The organism is Lysobacter sp. Root604 (assembly GCF_001427505.1).
Classification (GTDB): domain Bacteria; phylum Pseudomonadota; class Gammaproteobacteria; order Xanthomonadales; family Xanthomonadaceae; genus Lysobacter.
Map to the genome: position 1 here is coordinate 579,028 of NZ_LMGS01000001.1, position 15,249 is coordinate 594,276.

Here is a 15,249-nt window from a genome sequence, read left to right on the forward strand (position 1 = left end):
ATGGGCGCGAACCAAGCCTGGAGCGCGCAGCCGCGCCTGAGCGGCGAGCACGTCGCGCTCGAGCCCCTGAGCCTTGCGCACGCCGACGGTCTGCGCGCGGCCCTGGCCGGCGGCGAGCTGGCCCGGCTTTGGTACACCAACGTGCCGGCGCCCGAGGGCGTGGACGCCTACATCGAGGCGGCGTTGGCGATGCGCGACCGCGGCCAGGCCTGGCCCTTCGTGGTGCTGGACGGGCAGGGTGGGGTGGTCGGCAGCACGCGCTACTACGATATGGACGCGCAGGTGCCGCGCCTGCAGATCGGCTACACCTTCTACGCCCCGCGCGTGCAGCGCACCGGCCTGAACACCCAGGCCAAGTGGCTGCTGCTGCGGCACGCTTTCGAAACCATGGGCTGCATCGCCGTGGGCTTGGAGACCAGCTGGTTCAATCTGGCCTCGCGCACGGCCATCGCCCGGCTCGGCGCCAAGCAGGACGGCGTACTGCGCAACCACCGCCGCCATGCCGACGGCAGCCCGCGCGACACGGTCGCGTTTTCGATCATCGATACGGAATGGCAGGCGGTGAAGCGCAACCTGGAGTACAAACTGGCACGCGATGCCACCGGAGCCCAGCATGACTAAGACCGTCGGCATCGTCGGCGCGCGCGGCCACGTCGGCGCGGAACTGATCCGCCTGATCGCCGCGCATCCGGGCTTCGAGCTCGGCTTCGTGTCCTCGCGCGAGCGCGAAGGCCAACGCGTGGCCGAGCATTTCCCCGAGGTCGGCGGCGAGCTGCGCTATAGCGCGCCTTCGCACGAGCAGTTGCCCGGCTACGGCGCCGACGCGGTGATCCTGGCCCTGCCCAACGGCAAGGCCGCCGACTGCGTGGCCGCGTTCGACACGGCCGGCGTCGACCCGGTCATCGTCGATCTGTCGGCCGATTACCGTTTCGACGATGGCTGGTATTACGGCCTGCCCGAACTTACCCGCGCGCGCTACGCCGGCCAGCGCCGGATCAGCAACCCGGGCTGCTACGCCACCGCGATGCAGCTGGCGGTCGCGCCCCTGCTGGATGTGCTGGACGGCCCGGTGCAGTGCTTCGGCGTGTCCGGCTATTCGGGCGCGGGCACCACGCCCTCGGACAAGAACGATCCCGACAAGCTGCGCGACAACCTGATGCCGTACGCGCTGACCGGTCACGTGCACGAGCGCGAGGTCACGCGTCAGCTTGGCCACGCGGTCGAGTTCCTGCCGCACGTGGCACCGCATTTCCGCGGCCTGACCATCACCGCCAACCTGCGCCTGAGCCAGGCGCTCACGCGCGAAGCCCTGGTTGCGCGCTATCGCGAACGCTACGCCGGCGAAGCTCTGGTGCGCGTGCTCGACGAGGCGCCGTGGGTCAGTGCGATCGCCGGCCGCCATCATGTCGAGCTGGGCGGTTTCGCCCTGGCCGACGACGGCCGCCGCGCGGTGGTGGTGGCGACCGAAGACAACCTGCTCAAGGGCGCCGCCACCCAGGCGCTGCAGAATCTCAACCTGGCGTTCGGTTACGACGAAACCGCCGGCATCCCCCTTTGAAGGAAGGCTCCATGTCCGATCTGCTCTGGCAAAAACCCGGCGTCAAGGTCGACGCGCGCATCCAGCGTTTCCTCGCCGGCGAGGACGTGATCCTGGATCGCGAGTTCTTCCTGTTCGACATCGAAGCCAGCCGCGCTCACGCGCAAGGGCTGCAGCAGATCGGCATCCTGTCCGCCGACGAGCTGGCCGGGCTGTCGCGCGAGCTCGATACGCTGGCCGCGGACTTCGGCGCGGGCGACTTCGTGCTCGACGAGCGCTACGAGGACGGCCATTCGGCGATCGAATCGCGCCTGATCGAGCGCCTGGGCGATGCCGGCCGCAAGATCCACACCGGCCGCAGCCGGAACGACCAGATCCTGGTCGCCACGCGTTTGTGGTTGAAGGACCGGCTGTCGCGCCTGCACGCGCTGTGCCGCGAAAGCGCGCAGGTCGCGCTGGCGCGCGCCGAAGTCGAAGCCACCCTGCCGCTACCGGGTTACACCCATCTGCAGCGCGCCGTGGTGTCCTCGGCCGGTATGTGGTGGGCGGCCTGGGCGGAAGGTTTCATCGACGACGCGCTGCGCGCGCGCCAGACCCTGGACTGGGTCGACGCCAATCCGCTGGGCAGCGCGGCCGGCTACGGCGTGAACCTGCCGCTGGCGCGCGACCACACCACCCAGGCCCTGGGCTTCGGCCGCCTGCAGGTGTCGGCCGCGTACGCGCAGCTGTCGCGCGGCAAGTTCGAGATGGGCGCGATCGAGGCGCTGTCGTCGGCGCTGCTGGACCTGCGCCGCCTGGCCTGGGACCTGAGCCTGTTCACCAGCGCCGAATTCGATTTCGTCGCCCTGCCGGCCGAGTACACCACCGGCAGTTCGATCATGCCCAACAAGCGCAATCCCGACGTGATCGAGCTGATGCGCGCCAGCTATTCGGCCGCCGCCGCCGCGCGCACCGAGATCGAGCAGTTGCTGTCGCTGCCCTCTGGCTATCACCGCGATCTGCAGTTCTCCAAGGGCGCGATCTTCCACGCCTTCGGCCGCGGACTGGCCGCGTTGGAGCTGCTGCCGGATCTGCTGCGCAATCTGGAATGGAAGCCCGCGCGCCTGCGCGCGGCGCTGGACCCTTCGATGTACGCCACCGACCTGGCGGTCGATCTGGCGCGCGAAGGTCTGCCGTTCCGCGACGCCTACAAGCAGGCCGCCGACCCCGCGCGCTGGGCCCAGGGCGATCCCGAAGCCAGCCTGGCCGCGCGCGTCTCGCCCGGCGCCGCCGCCGATCTGCGCCTGGATAGCCTGCGCCAACGATTGCAGGATCTGACATGAGCACGACGGCAAAGGACTTCGCAGCGCAGCCTTTGCCGTCCTGGCGGCGCGCGGTATTGAAGGTGGGCAGCAGCCTGCTCGCCGGCGCGCCCGACCGGCCGTCCGAGGACGGCCTGGACCCGCGCTACGCCACCGAACTCGCGCATTTCATCGCCCACGCGCGCGCCGAAGGCCGCGAAGTGGTGCTGGTGTCCTCCGGCGCGGTCGCGGCCGGTCGCGGACGCATCAAGACCGGCGGCGACGGCCTGGTGCTGCGCCAGGCGTTGGCCGCGCTGGGCCAGGCCTCGCTGGTCTCGTTCTGGCAGTCGCTGTCGCCCGCGCCGGTGGCGCAGGTGCTGCTGACCCACGACGACCTGCGCCACCGGCGCCGCTATCTCAACGCGCGCGCCGCCTTGCGCGAGCTGCTGCGGCTGGGTGCGCTGCCGGTTATCAACGAGAACGACACCGTCGCGGTCGACGAACTCAAACTCGGCGACAACGACAACCTCGCCGCCGCGGTGGCCTCGCTGGTCGACGCCGACCTGTTGCTGATCGCCACCGACATCGGCGGCCTCTACAGCGGCCACCCGCAGCGCGATCCCGACGCGCGCCCGATCGAGCGCGTGGCCGCGGTGACGCCCGAACTGCTGCAAGCCGCCAGCGGCGGCGCCGGCGCGCTCGGCACTGGCGGCATGCGCACCAAGCTGGAGGCGGGCGCCAAGGCCGCGATGGCCGGCATCGCCACCGCGCTGTTCTGCGGCCGCGACGCCGAGGTCGTGCGCGCGCTCGGCGAGGGTCGTCTGCACGGCACCCTTATCGCCGCGCGCCGCGATCGCGCGCGTGCGCGCAAGCAATGGCTGCGCCACGCGCCCGCCAGCGGCGCGCTGCGCATCGACGCAGGCGCGGTGAGCGCGCTGCAGGCGCGCGGCGCCTCCCTGCTGCCGGGCGGCGTGGTCGAGGTAATGGGCGAGTTCCGGCGCGGCGACGTGCTCGAACTGCGCCCGCACAACGATCCCGCCGCGGCGCCGTTGGCGCGCGGCCTGGCTCAGTACAACGCCGCCGAGACCCGACGCATCGCCGGCCGTCATAGCCGCGAGATCGAGGCGTTGCTCGGCTTCCGCTACGGCGAGGAAGTGGTGCACCGCGACGACCTGGTGCTGTTGGACGCGCAACTCACCGATCTGGAGACACCGGCATGAGCGGCTACGTGCGCAATCTGGCGCTACAGGCGCGTGCAGCCTCGGCCGCGCTCGCGGCCAGCGATGGCGTGACCCGGCGCCGGCTGATCGAAGCCATGGCCGCGCAGTTGGACGCGCAGTCGGCGCAGGTGCTGGCGGCCAATGCTGAGGATCTCGAACGTGGTCATGCCGCCGGTTTGTCGCCGGCGATGCTGGATCGCCTGCGCCTGGATCCCGCGCGCCTGGCCGCGATCGCCGAGGCCCTGCGCGAAGTCGCGGCCCAGCCCGATCCGCTGGGCGAAGTCACCCGCCGCGAGCAACGTCCGAACGGCCTCACGATCGAGCGCCAACGCGTGCCGCTGGGCCTGATCGCGATGATCTACGAAGCGCGCCCGAACGTGACCGCCGATGCGGCCGCGCTGTGCCTGAAGGCCGGCAACGCGGTGTTGCTGCGCGGCGGTTCGGAAGCGCGCGCCAGCAACCGCGCGATCGCCGCCTGCCTGCATGCGGCCTTGCGCGAAGTCGGCCTGCCCGAAGCCGCCGCGACCCTGATCGAGGACACCGCGCGCGAGCACGTGCTGGAACTGCTGCAGCTGTCGGACCTGATCGATCTGGCGATCCCGCGCGGCGGCGAAGGCCTGATCCGTTTCGTCGCCGAACACGCGCGCGTGCCGGTGATCAAGCACTACAAGGGCGTGTGCCATCTCTACGTGGATCGCGCCGCCGACCCGGAGCGCGCGCTGGACTTGCTGATCGACGGCAAGACCTCGCGCCCGGGCGTGTGCAACGCCCTGGAAACCCTGCTGGTGCACGCCGACATCGCGCCGGCCTTCCTGCCGCGCGCGCTCGCGGCTTTGGCCGAGCGCGGCGTCGAGCTGCGCGGCTGCGCGCGCGCGCAGGCGTACTCGGACGCCGTGCAGCCGGCCAGCGAGGCCGACTACGACGCCGAGTACCTGGACCTGATCCTCAGCCTGCGCGTGGTCGACGACCTCGACGCCGCGCTGGCGCACATCGCCCGCCACGGCTCCGACCACACCGAGGTGATCGCCACCGAGGACGCAGCCGCGGCCGAAGCCTTCGTGCGCCGCACCCGCAGCTCGGCGGTGATGGTCAACGCCTCTTCGCGCTTCAACGACGGCGGCCAGCTAGGCCTGGGCGCGGAGATCGGCATCTCGACCACGCGCCTGCACGCCTACGGCCCGATGGGCGTGGAGTCGCTGACCATCGAGCGCTACGTGGTACGTGGGGCAGGGCAGGTCCGGCATCCGGAGTCGAGACAGGCCTGAGCGCCGGCCGGTCCCTGCCGCCATCGACCTTGTGCGACGATTCGGCAGCCTGGATGCATCCCTTCCAGGAACCGTCACGCCTGGAGGGCGAATGTTGCGACCGATCCTGTGTGCATGCTTGTGGCTGGCCGCGTTGCCCGCATTCGCCGATGCCCCCTATGCGTTTCCCGCCGCGGCCGTCGAGGACCGCGCGGCCTTGGACGCCGCGATGCCGATCCTGGCGCGGCAACTGCTGACCGACTATCGCGACGAAGACCGTGCGCGGTACTTGAACAACCGCTTCCGCCTGCAGCTGGTCGCTGGCCAGTACGACGAAGCCGAGCGCAGCCTGGTCGAGATCCGCAGCACCGCGCCAAGCACCGGCCCCGTGCCGGTGCGCCCCAACCTGATTCAGTACGAGCTCTATGCGCGCGCCAAGGCGCTGCAGACGCGCGACGGCACGAGCTTCGAGACGGCGTTCCGGCGTGCGTTCGCCGACGTGGTCGGGGCGATGGACGACCCGACGTCGGCCCTGGCCATGCGAGTGCTGAACCTGGACCCCACCGAAGACGCGCAGGAACGACGCGCGGTGGACGATGCGCTGGCCGCGCAGAAGGGCAAGGCCACGATCGAGCGCGACCCGGCCTTGGGTCTGTCGCGGGTCTATCAGATCGAGCAGGTCTATCGCGACCTCAGGCCATTGCTGCCGCGCTTGGTCGCGCAGGACGACCAGCGCCGCTACACGATCCAGCGCGACATCGCGGTGCGCACGCCCGAAGGCGCGACCGTGTGCGCGCTGGTGGTACGCCAGCGCTCGGCGCCGGCGAAGTCGCCGACGTTACTCAACTTCACCATCTACGCCAATCCGGTGACGCTGCTCAACGAGGCCCGGCGTTCGGCCGCCCACGGCTACGTCGGCGTCGGCGGCGCCAGCCGCGGCAAGGCCTGCAGCCCTGACAAACCCACGCCCTACGAATACGACGGCCGCGACGCCGCGGCGCTGATCGACTGGATCGCGGCCCAGCCCTGGAGCGACGGCCGCGTCGGCATGTACGGCGGCAGCTACGAAGGCTTCACTCAGTGGGCCACGGCCAAGCATCGGCCCAAGGCGCTCAAGGCGCTGATGCCCTCGGCCACCGGCGCGCCGGGCATCGACGTGCCGATGGAAGGCGGCATCACCTACGGCTTTCAGTACTATTGGCCGTTCTACGTGACCAATAATCGCAGCGTCGACAACGCGGCCATGGAGGACTACGCGCGCTGGCAGCGCATGCAGCGCGAGTGGTATGTGAGCGGGCGCAGCTACCGCGATCTGGAAAAGATCGACGGCGTGCCCAACCCGTTCTACCTGCGCTGGCTGGACCACCCCGACTACGACCGCTACTGGCAGGACATGATCCCGTACCGCGAGGAGTTCGCCGACCTCGACCTCAAGGTGCTCACCACCACGGGCTATTACGACGGCGCCCAGATCGGCGCGCTGTACTACCTGCGCGAGCACTACCGCTACCGCCCGCAGGCCGAGCACTATCTGGTGATCGGCCCCTACAACCACATCAGCGGCCAGCGCGGCACGGTCGCCACCGGCGATTGGCTGCGCGGCTACAAACTCGATCCCGTCGCGCAAATGGATATCGGCGTGCTGCGCTACCAGTGGTTCGACTACGTGTTCAAGGGCGCACCCAAGCCGGCGCTGCTGGCCGACCGCATCAACTACCAGGTGATGGGCGCCAATGTCTGGAAGCACGCTCCTTCGCTGGCTGCGATGGGCGAGCGCCGCCAGCGTTTCCACTTCGGCCCGGCAGGCGAGGGCGATCGCTATCGTTTCCTGACGCAATCGTCGGGGCACGACGCCTACGTGACTCAAACCGTGGACATGCGCGACCGCAGCGACGCCGACCGCATGGTGCCCGGTGGCGGCATCGTCGATAAAGTCATCGACACCGCCGACAGCCTGGTATTCGTGAGCGCACCCTTCGCCGAGGCCGGCGAATTCAGCGGCCTGTTCTCGGGACATCTCGACCTGGTGGTGAACAAGCGCGACTTCGACTTCAACATCGGCCTGTACGAGCTCAACCCGCAGGGCGAGTACTTCGAGCTGTCGCGCTACCAGTCGCGCGCCAGCTACGTCGCCGACCTGTCGCGACGCGCCTTGCTCACGCCGGACCAGCGCACCCAACTCGACTTCAGCGCCGGCCGCCTGACCAGCCGGCGCTACGCGGCCGGCAGTCGCCTGGTCGCGGTGGTCAGCGTGCTGCGCAACCCGCAACAGCAGATCAACTACGGCAGCGGCAAGCCGGTGTCCGACGAGACCATCGCCGACGCCGGCGAACCGCTGCGGGTGAAGTGGTACGGCGATGGGTATCTGGAGATTCCGCTCAGCCGTTGAGCGCCGTCCGCATGCGACTCATGGATGGGCCGGGACCGACGCCTTTGTGCGAGGCGTCGCGTCCGGTGCGGGGGGCGGGTGTTAGGGTTTCAACCAGCCCGCGATCGATCGCGAGCGCAGAGAGCCGCCATGCAATCGCCCGACACTACATCGCCGGACCCGCACCCCAAGAGCGTCGGCGGTGCGGTGGACTACGACGCGGAACTGCAGTTGCACGACCGCGTGTTCCGCAGCGCCTGCGCCATCGCCGCCCATGAGCGCGTGCTGGACATCGGCTGCGGGGCAGGGCAGACCACCCGCGATGCGGCGCGTGCGGCGGCGTCCGGTAGCGCGATGGGCCTCGATATCATGGCCCCGGCGATCGAGAAAGCGCGCGCATTCGCCGCAGCCCAAGGCGTGCGCAACGTACGTTTCGAACACGGCGACGCAGCCACCTATCCGCTCCCATCGCAAGCCTTCGACGTCGCCATCAGCCGCTGCGGCACCATGTTCTTCGCTGACCCGCTGGCTGCGTTCCGCAACATACGCAGCGCGCTGACCGAAGACGGCCGTCTCGTCATGATGGTCTGGCAGGCCCGCGAGGCCAACGAGTGGTCCACCGCCGTGCATGGTGCCCACGCCAAATCCACCGCCGCGTTCTCGCTAGCGGACCCGGCGGTCACCGAGCGCCTGCTCGCCGAGGCCGGGTTCGCCCAGGCGACGTTTCAGAACGTACACGAGCCTGTGTACTACGGCGACAGCATCGAGGCCGCCTTGGAATGGATCGAGCAGTTCCAGGCCACCAAGGCCGCCTTGCAATCGCTGGACGTAGCGGCCGCCGCGCGCGAGCGGGCGCGACTGCGCGAAGTCGTCGCGCAGCACTATGGGAATGGAGGCGTGTGGTTCGGTTCGCGGGCGTGGATCGTCAGCGCGGGAGGCCGGTGATGTTGCGAGTCCAGGTGGTCGCCTAGAAGTCGCACCTCAAGCTTCCGTCGATGGTGCGCGTGCTGATCTTGAGCTGGGCTTTGCCCTTCTGCCCGATCAGAGTGAAAGACGGCGGCAGCGAATCGTCGCCAGGGTTGCGAAACGTCAGATCGACGGTCGCCGTCTTTTGGCTGAACTGTTTCAGGGTGTACTGCTTCGACGACAAGGTAATCAGATCGCCGGAGCCCAAGGTCGTCGAGCTGAAGACGACCATCGGGTCGATGTCGGTGTAGCCGATGAACTCCACCTCGTAGTATTGCGGCGATTCGCCGCCGGTGAACCGGCAGGCGGTCTGTGAGGCAGTGGCGGGCTGGCCGAAGAGGGCCAATAGGGCGGTAGCGAGAACTATCCTTGGTCTCATGGGGCGGTTCCTGATGGGGCGTGCCGCAATGCGGCTTCGGCGGGCGAAGAGCTGCTAAGCCGCGATCGCTGGGATGCCGCCCAGGCTGGCTTTGTACACGTGCGTGAGCGGTCGGCGGTCGCGGCCGATCTATGAGGCCTAAGCCATTGAACTTATGCAAGCTGGATGCGGCGAGCCGGTGGAGGCGGGGTCGGAGCCGGTGCGCAGCCTTGCGCGGCAGCCTTCAGTCCCGCCCCGACCATGGCCGCCGACCAGGAAAGACCGCGTTCCTAGATAGCGACGGCGCTAAGCCAGGGAGTCAAGCATGAACACGGACCCGTTCGATACCGGCCCTACGGGCAAATTCCGCACGCTGTGCCAGAAGTATCCCGACGACACGGTGTATCGGGGTGCGGACGGTTTTCGTTCGCTGTGGGGGCCGATCTTCTACCGCGGCCGTGCCAATGGCAGCGCGCGTTTGTTGGTCATCGGCCAGGACCCTGCGCAGACCGAGGCATTTACGCGCCGGATTCTGTCGGGGCAGGCCGGGCGGCGCGTGCAGGGCTTCGTCGAGAAGCTGGGCTACACGCGCAGCTATCTGATGATCAACGCGTTCGTGTACGGCATCTTCAACCAGAACATGGCGATGCCGCACCTCAACGACCCGGAGATTCAGGCCTATCGTCATCAGTGGCTGGAGGCGGCGTTCGCGAAGGGCAAGATCGAAGCGGTGGTGACCTTCGGCAACGCCGCGTTCAATGCCTGGACCGCGTTCAAGGCGACGCCGGCCGGGCAGGCGGTGACGGCCTTCCATCAGAAGGCGCTGCACCCTACGGCCGACAAGCCCGGTGGGCCAATCACGCGCAAGGACCTGCTCGATAACTGGAATGTCGCCCTGAACAAGCTGCGCCCGCACATCCAGAACCCGGACGTAAGCAAGCCCCTGGTTCCCTACGGCAACGACTTCACCGCGGCCGAGCTGCCGGCGATTCCCAGCCGCGACTTCCCGATGGGCCTACAGCCCTGGATGCGCAACACGGACTTCTGGGCGGGCATGTCGGACCCACCCGGCACCGAGCGGGCCAACATCTCCATCGTGGTCCCGTAAGTGCTCAGGCCACCACCGAGGGATCGGCGACTTCGATCACCCGCGGCGTGTCGCCCAAGGCATTCGGGGCGCACCAGACGCGCGCCTGCGCGCCTACACCGGGAACTTGGGTTTGCAGCAGATGCTCGCGCGAGTGCTCGGGATGCCACTGGCCGCTAATCGGCCGGTCGCCGGGGATCTGCACGACGAGCGCGAACGAAGCGACCGCACCGTCTTCGGCGAGCGTCCAGCGCCGCTCGCTCACCCGGCCGGTCGTCGCGATCGCGTTGGGCCCCATTGCGCGCCAAGCCGCTTGCAGCCGAGCTTCGTGCTTCGCCTGCCGGATCGAAGCGATCAACAGCGCCCACAGCGCGGCCGTGAGCCCGCCGATCATGACGGTGAAGATGAGGTTGAACCAGGCGCCGGGCGTGTCGCTGGTCCAGAGCAGATGCAGGGCCCAGGCGGCGCCGGCCGATGCGATCGCGTTCATGAGCGCGAACGACCTGCGCCCGGCGACGCTCATGCGACGTGGGAGTCTTAAAGCCTCCGGCGCCCGCTCCAGCGATGATGCCGTTTCGAGCCGCGGCAAGAGATGGATGACATGGCCGTCGGCGTAGTCGTGCGTGCTGGGCGTCGGCATGCGCGCATGGTAGTGCGCCTTGTCGGATTCGGGCTAGCGTTCGCCGGCAGGGAGCCGCAGGGCCGGCGACGCGACGACCGACGCCGCGATCAGGACTCCGGGTTGTACATGATCTCGCGCACTTCCTGGGCGCAACGGCAGGACGCGGCGAGCTTGGCCGCCCACTGCAGCGCCTCGTCCCGCGAGGGCACTTCGATGATCGAAAAGCCGCCGATCACTGCCTTGGTTTCCGGGTAGGGGCCGGCGGAGACCGAGCCGTCGCTGGCCACGATGCTGGCCTGCTGGCTTAGAAGTCCGCCGCCGAAGATCCAGACCCCGGCGGCCTTGGCTTCGCGCACCACGGCGTGCGAGGCCTCGGATACCGCGGGCAAATCGGCTTCAGGAATCGTCATCGTTCCGTCATCGAACGAGATCAGGTATCGCATCATCTCCACTCTCCCGTGATTGGCGGTCAGGACACTTGCGGTTTGTCGGCGCGTGCACGGCGCACCACGAAACGCCGAGCCAGCCAGGTGAGTAGCACCAGCACGGCGGGGCAGGCCCAGCCGAAAGCGGCGGCGATGGCGACGTTGTCGTCCGCCGCCGGGGCCGGATCCTGGGCGGCGAACGCATAGGCTAGGTTGAGCGCCCAGCCCAGCGCGACCGCGATGCCCGCCGCGACCAGGCCGTGCAGGCGCGTGCGCGATCGCAACAGCCAGAACGCGACTACCGGCAGCGCCAGCGCCGCGAGCAGGAGTGCGAGGACTGCGTAGTGGTCCATGAGCCATCCGCCGAATCCAGCGATAGCGGGATTCTGGGTATCGCGGGGCGCGGCCGTCAATCCGGCCTCGCGGCGCGGTGAGGGCGTTACAGAAGCGGCGCGACCCACGGCCGCACACGACGTCACGGGCCGTTCCGTGGGCGCGGTTCGCGCCGCTCCTGCAAGCCTTAAGCGGGAACGGGTTCCTCGGTGAGCGCAAGCACCGCGCGCACGCCGCGCGGGATCGCTTGAGCGTCCATGTTCAGCACGACGACGCGGCCGGCGTTGAGGGCCGCGCCGATCTCGATGTCGGCGCCCAAAGCACGCGCGATGTCGTCCAGCGGCGCGCTGGGCGGCGCGCCGCGGCGGTCCTTGCCGGAGAAGCGCCAGCGGTTGTACTCGGCCCAGGCGATCAGCAGCACGGTCGCGCACAACGCCAGGGTCGGCAGCGCGATCAGCAGGAAGGGCTCGACCCGGTGCTCGCGCATGTACAGCTCGAAGTAGGCGTTGCGGATGCCCAGCACCCACAGCAGGAAGGTGATCACCGGCATCCACAGGTACACGTACATGCCCCAGAACACCGCGGTCACGAAGCCCCAGGCGGTGCGGCGCAGGCGCGGTTGCGCGCGTCGCTTCTGGATCAGGCGCGAGTCGTATTTGGCCGCGCTCTGGCGGCCGGCCGGGTCGCGGCCAGGCTGGGTGGTGCTCATCGGATTCCCCTGTCAGGACTGACCCAGGTCGCGCGCGTGTCGCGGCGCTTGAGCAGCGCCTTGGGCAACGCGGTGACCGTGGTCGCGAAACTCAACAACCAGTACGCCATCGGGTACCAGATCATCCAGTAGTAGTTGCGGCCGACACCGGTCTCGTAGCGGCGGTCGATGATGATGCTGGCCGCGAACTGCAGCAGGCAGACCATCGCCAGGATCATGCCGTGCCAGGACGGCAGCAGGCTGCGGATGGTCAGCTCCGGCGGCAGCGGCAGGAACAGGCCCAAGGCCCACAGCAGCATGATGAAGGCCATGGTGTAGGCCCAGACCACGCTGAGCATGTATTCGGCCATTACCGCCCACATGCGGCGCTTGCGCCAGGACAGCAGGTCGCGGCTGTGGCGCAGCAGCACTTCGACGCCGCCCTGGGCCCAGCGCAGGCGCTGGCGCCACAGGCCCTTGAGCGTTTCCGGCATCAGGATGAAGCACAGCGCGTTGGGTTCGTAGCGGATGTCCCAGTGGTCCATCTGCAGGCGCCAGCTGATGTCGATGTCTTCGGTCACCATGTTGTCGGACCAGTAACCGATCCGGTGCAGGGCGGTACGCCGGAACGCGCAGATCACGCCCGAGACGGTGAACAAGCGGCCGTACACGCGCTGGGCGCGCTTGATCATGCCGATGATCGAGGAGAACTCGCCCACTTGCAGGCGACCCAGCAGGGTGGAGCGGTTGCGGATGCGCGGGTTGCCGGTGACCGCGCCGACGCGCTGGCCCGAGGCCAGGTGCCAGACCATCCAATGGGTCGCGTACTCGTCCAGCAGGGCGTCGCCGTCGATGCAGACCAGGTATTCCGAGCGCGCGGCCAGCGCGCCCATGCGCATGGCGTTGGCCTTGCCCAGGTTGCGGTCGAGGTGGATCACGCGCAGGCGCGGGTACTGTTGGGCCAGCGCGTTGAGCTTCTCGGCGGTGTCGTCGCGGCTGCCGTCGTTGATGGCGATGACTTCGAAATCCGGATAGCGCTGCGCCATCGCCGCGCCGATGGTCTCGTGGACGTTGTCGCCCTCGTTGTGGCAGGGGATCAGGATCGACACCAGCGGGGTGTCCGCCAGCGGCGGCGGATCGGTGCGCGGGCGCTCGTGGCGCTCGCGGCGCAGGTAGTAGTACAGCCCGCCCGAGATCCAGAAGAACGACATCACGATCGGATAGAAGAACGCGAACTCGAACAGCAGGTAGAGGAGACGATGCATGATCATCGCCTCACTTTTCCAGGTACGGGAACGAACGCGCCGACAGCGCCTCGCGCGCGTCGGCGGTGCTCGGCAGATCGGCGACGAAGTCGTCCGGATACCAGCCCAGATGACGCACGCCCTGGGCGAGCAGACGCCGCACCTGCGCCTTCAAGCGCTCGGCCGGAATCGGCCGGCGACTGCGCCAGTCCACCGTCTGCAGTTCGAACAGGGTCTGGGTGAGCTGCGGATCGTGCGCGCGCGCGGCCGCGACCAGGCGGTCCAGCCAGCGCTCGGGCTGGCGGCTGCCTTCCATCCACGGCATCGCCATCAGCGCGGTGTAGTCGTAGGCGCGGTTGAAGGTGTCCAGGCGCTGGGCGAACCAGGCCTCGCTCTGCGGTTCCAGCACCGGGCGCGCGTAGAGGTTGCGCACGGTCTTGAGCTTGGGCCGCCAGCGTTCGGCGGCGCGCTTGAGTTCCAGAGTGAAGTCGATCAGCTCCTGGGTACGCGCCTGCGATTCCACCGCGGCGCTACCCTTGAGCTCGGTGTCGCGCAGGTAGGCGTCGTCGTGGAACAGCAGGCCTTCCAGGTAGGAGCCGGCGGCGAGGTCGGCGTAGATGCCGGCGACCAGGCGGCGCACCTCCGGCTGGGTGTAGTCGAGGCGATAGACCTCGTCGGCGCGCGCGCCCGGGATCGCCAGCGCGGCGCGCCGGGCGGGATCGGGCAGCTCGTAGCCCAGCACCGGCAGCCAAGCGTAAACCACCACGCCCGCGCGCGACTTGAGCTGCCAGGCGACGCGGTTGAACAGGTCCGCGCGCATCGGCAGGGCGCGATTGGGGAAGTACAAGGCATCGGCCGAGCCGTTGCCGTCCGGGTCGGCGAAGGCCTGCAGGAACACATGGCTGGGCGCGATCTGCTTGACCCGTTCGATCAGGGCGTCGAGGTTGCGCTCGGTCTGGGCCGGGTCGGCGTCGTAGACCGAATCCAGATCCACTTGCAACGCGCGCACGCCGGTGCGCTCGTCGTCGTGGCGCAGCTGATAGGCCAGGTCGCCGACGTTGGGGTTGTTCATCACCAACAGACGCGCCAGGCCGTGCAGGTCCGACGGCATCGGCGTGCTGCGGCCTTCCAGGTCGAACGAGACCGACATGCCGAGCTGCTCGGCGATGTCGTTGGTGACGCTGCTGTAGGCCGCGTACGGCCACACCACCGCGCGCGGGGCGCGGCCGAGTTCGCGCTGCAGGCGTTGTTTGCTGCGCTCCAGGTCGGCGCGCACGCGCGCGAGGTATTCGGCCTCGCTTTCGTAGCGCGCGCTGGCCGGATCGTAGCGACGGGTGACCGCGGCCGGGGTCGAGTTGCCCTGCGGATTGGAGACGATGCCGTGGTGCAGATCGTCGCTGTGGCTGGCGACCTCGATCAGGCCGCTGTCCTGCATCTCGCGCAACTGCGCCCAGGTCACGAAGTCGTCGCCGGTGAACGGACGCGGGCCGTAGTCGACGGTTTCGCCGGCTGGCAGCTCGACCCAATGCGTGACCACCGCGGCCAGGGCCGGGTAGTTGTAGGCGCGCAGCAGCGGGAAGGCGCGCGTGTACAGACTGCGCAGGCCGTCGTCGAAAGTGATCAGCACCGGCTTGGACGGCAGCGCCGCGCCGCCGTTGTTGGCCGCGATCACTTGCGCCAGCGAGACCGGGTGATAGCCGTGCCCGGACAGCCAGTCCAGGTGGGCGGCGAAGTTCTGGGTGCTGACGGCGTAGGCATCGCCGTCGCCCTTGCGCGCGACGTCGTCGCGCACGTCGTGGTAGCTCAGCACCAGCAGCGGCTCGGCGGCGCGCGCGGCGGCGGGCAGCAGCATGCAGAACACCAGCGCGTACAGCGCC

15 protein-coding genes are annotated in these 15,249 nt (G+C 69.0%); 8 read left to right on the forward strand and 7 right to left on the reverse strand.

The genetic code is table 11. The annotated features are described in order from the left end of the window. The 7 genes from ASD69_RS02795 to ASD69_RS02825 all read left to right on the forward strand — a co-directional run bounded on the left by ASD69_RS02795 (nt 1) and on the right by ASD69_RS02825 (nt 8,594). Complete coding sequence (locus tag ASD69_RS02795) at nt 1–621, forward strand: GNAT family N-acetyltransferase (RefSeq protein ID WP_056176448.1); 621 nt, start codon at nt 1–3, stop codon at nt 619–621. After that, the gene (argC, locus tag ASD69_RS02800) at nt 596–1,558 is read left to right on the forward strand and encodes an N-acetyl-gamma-glutamyl-phosphate reductase (RefSeq protein WP_056173734.1); all 963 of its coding nucleotides are present in this window, start codon (nt 596–598) and stop codon (nt 1,556–1,558) included. The genes ASD69_RS02795 and argC overlap by 26 nt, the downstream gene beginning before the upstream one ends. An 11-nt stretch (nt 1,559–1,569) precedes the next feature. Beyond that, a complete protein-coding gene (gene argH, locus ASD69_RS02805) occupies nt 1,570–2,859 on the forward strand; it encodes an argininosuccinate lyase (protein ID WP_056176452.1) in 1,290 nt (429 codons plus the stop codon). Continuing rightward, entirely contained in the window at nt 2,856–4,037 is a 1,182-nt protein-coding gene (gene proB, locus ASD69_RS02810) for a glutamate 5-kinase (RefSeq protein WP_056173737.1), read from the forward strand. The genes argH and proB overlap by 4 nt, the downstream gene beginning before the upstream one ends. After that, nucleotides 4,034–5,302 carry a glutamate-5-semialdehyde dehydrogenase gene (locus ASD69_RS02815; RefSeq protein ID WP_056173740.1) on the forward strand — a complete coding sequence of 423 codons (1,269 nt, stop codon included), beginning with the start codon at nt 4,034–4,036 and terminating at the stop codon, nt 5,300–5,302. Before proB ends, ASD69_RS02815 begins: the two co-directional genes overlap by 4 nt. 91 nt (nt 5,303–5,393) lie before the next feature. Further along, nucleotides 5,394–7,670: a CocE/NonD family hydrolase gene (locus tag ASD69_RS02820; RefSeq protein ID WP_157498928.1), complete on the forward strand. Its 2,277-nt coding sequence runs from the start codon at nt 5,394–5,396 to the stop codon at nt 7,668–7,670. 129 nt (nt 7,671–7,799) lie between these two features. After that, nucleotides 7,800–8,594, forward strand: coding sequence for a class I SAM-dependent methyltransferase (locus ASD69_RS02825; RefSeq protein WP_056173745.1), 795 nt, complete (start codon nt 7,800–7,802; stop codon nt 8,592–8,594). Nucleotides 8,595–8,616: 22 nt separating this feature from the next. On the opposite strand, the gene ASD69_RS02830 is transcribed toward ASD69_RS02825, so the two are convergent. After that, the gene (locus tag ASD69_RS02830; protein ID WP_157498930.1) at nt 8,617–8,994 is read right to left on the reverse strand and encodes a hypothetical protein; all 378 of its coding nucleotides are present in this window, start codon (nt 8,992–8,994) and stop codon (nt 8,617–8,619) included. A gap of 304 nt (nt 8,995–9,298) precedes the next feature. Here ASD69_RS02830 and ASD69_RS02835 point away from each other — a divergent pair, with 304 nt between their 5' ends. Then, on the forward strand, nt 9,299–10,081 hold the full coding sequence (locus tag ASD69_RS02835) for a uracil-DNA glycosylase family protein (protein WP_056173751.1): 783 nt from the start codon (nt 9,299–9,301) through the stop codon (nt 10,079–10,081). 4 nt (nt 10,082–10,085) lie between these two features. Here the strand turns inward: ASD69_RS02835 and ASD69_RS02840 are convergent, their stop codons facing one another. From ASD69_RS02840 to pgaB, 6 genes are all read right to left on the reverse strand, one after another. Further along, complete coding sequence (locus tag ASD69_RS02840) at nt 10,086–10,700, reverse strand: hypothetical protein (protein ID WP_157498932.1); 615 nt, start codon at nt 10,698–10,700, stop codon at nt 10,086–10,088. An 89-nt stretch (nt 10,701–10,789) separates the two neighbouring features. After that, nucleotides 10,790–11,128, reverse strand: a complete 339-nt coding sequence (locus ASD69_RS02845) for a YciI family protein (protein ID WP_056173757.1) — start codon at nt 11,126–11,128, stop codon at nt 10,790–10,792. A 23-nt stretch (nt 11,129–11,151) separates the two neighbouring features. Then, on the reverse strand, nt 11,152–11,460 hold the full coding sequence (locus tag ASD69_RS02850) for a hypothetical protein (RefSeq protein WP_056173760.1): 309 nt from the start codon (nt 11,458–11,460) through the stop codon (nt 11,152–11,154). A 167-nt stretch (nt 11,461–11,627) separates the two neighbouring features. Beyond that, the gene (gene pgaD / locus ASD69_RS02855) at nt 11,628–12,149 is read right to left on the reverse strand and encodes a poly-beta-1,6-N-acetyl-D-glucosamine biosynthesis protein PgaD (RefSeq protein ID WP_056173763.1); all 522 of its coding nucleotides are present in this window, start codon (nt 12,147–12,149) and stop codon (nt 11,628–11,630) included. Further along, a complete protein-coding gene (pgaC, locus tag ASD69_RS02860) occupies nt 12,146–13,399 on the reverse strand; it encodes a poly-beta-1,6-N-acetyl-D-glucosamine synthase (RefSeq protein WP_056173766.1) in 1,254 nt (417 codons plus the stop codon). The genes pgaD and pgaC overlap by 4 nt, the downstream gene beginning before the upstream one ends. A gap of 4 nt (nt 13,400–13,403) precedes the next feature. Next, nucleotides 13,404–15,224, reverse strand: a complete 1,821-nt coding sequence (gene pgaB / locus ASD69_RS02865) for a poly-beta-1,6-N-acetyl-D-glucosamine N-deacetylase PgaB (RefSeq protein ID WP_235567172.1) — start codon at nt 15,222–15,224, stop codon at nt 13,404–13,406. Nucleotides 15,225–15,249: the final 25 nt, after the last annotated feature.

Excerpts from the sequence above, each read along its gene's own strand:
- ASD69_RS02830 (WP_157498930.1), bottom strand. The coding sequence starts at position 8,994 with ATGAGACCAAGGATAGTTCTCGCTACCGCCCTATTGGCCCTCTTCGGC.
- ASD69_RS02815 (WP_056173740.1), top strand. The coding sequence starts at position 4,034 with ATGAGCGGCTACGTGCGCAATCTGGCGCTACAGGCGCGTGCAGCCTCG.
- pgaD (WP_056173763.1), bottom strand. The coding sequence starts at position 12,149 with ATGAGCACCACCCAGCCTGGCCGCGACCCGGCCGGCCGCCAGAGCGCG.
- ASD69_RS02835 (WP_056173751.1), top strand. The coding sequence starts at position 9,299 with ATGAACACGGACCCGTTCGATACCGGCCCTACGGGCAAATTCCGCACG.
- ASD69_RS02850 (WP_056173760.1), bottom strand. The coding sequence starts at position 11,460 with ATGGACCACTACGCAGTCCTCGCACTCCTGCTCGCGGCGCTGGCGCTG.
- proB (WP_056173737.1), top strand. The coding sequence starts at position 2,856 with ATGAGCACGACGGCAAAGGACTTCGCAGCGCAGCCTTTGCCGTCCTGG.
- ASD69_RS02840 (WP_157498932.1), bottom strand. The coding sequence starts at position 10,700 with ATGCCGACGCCCAGCACGCACGACTACGCCGACGGCCATGTCATCCAT.
- ASD69_RS02825 (WP_056173745.1), top strand. The coding sequence starts at position 7,800 with ATGCAATCGCCCGACACTACATCGCCGGACCCGCACCCCAAGAGCGTC.
- argH (WP_056176452.1), top strand. The coding sequence starts at position 1,570 with ATGTCCGATCTGCTCTGGCAAAAACCCGGCGTCAAGGTCGACGCGCGC.
- ASD69_RS02795 (WP_056176448.1), top strand. The coding sequence starts at position 1 with ATGGGCGCGAACCAAGCCTGGAGCGCGCAGCCGCGCCTGAGCGGCGAG.
- pgaB (WP_235567172.1), bottom strand. The coding sequence starts at position 15,224 with ATGCTGCTGCCCGCCGCCGCGCGCGCCGCCGAGCCGCTGCTGGTGCTG.
- pgaC (WP_056173766.1), bottom strand. The coding sequence starts at position 13,399 with ATGATCATGCATCGTCTCCTCTACCTGCTGTTCGAGTTCGCGTTCTTC.
- ASD69_RS02820 (WP_157498928.1), top strand. The coding sequence starts at position 5,394 with ATGTTGCGACCGATCCTGTGTGCATGCTTGTGGCTGGCCGCGTTGCCC.
- argC (WP_056173734.1), top strand. The coding sequence starts at position 596 with ATGCCACCGGAGCCCAGCATGACTAAGACCGTCGGCATCGTCGGCGCG.
- ASD69_RS02845 (WP_056173757.1), bottom strand. The coding sequence starts at position 11,128 with ATGATGCGATACCTGATCTCGTTCGATGACGGAACGATGACGATTCCT.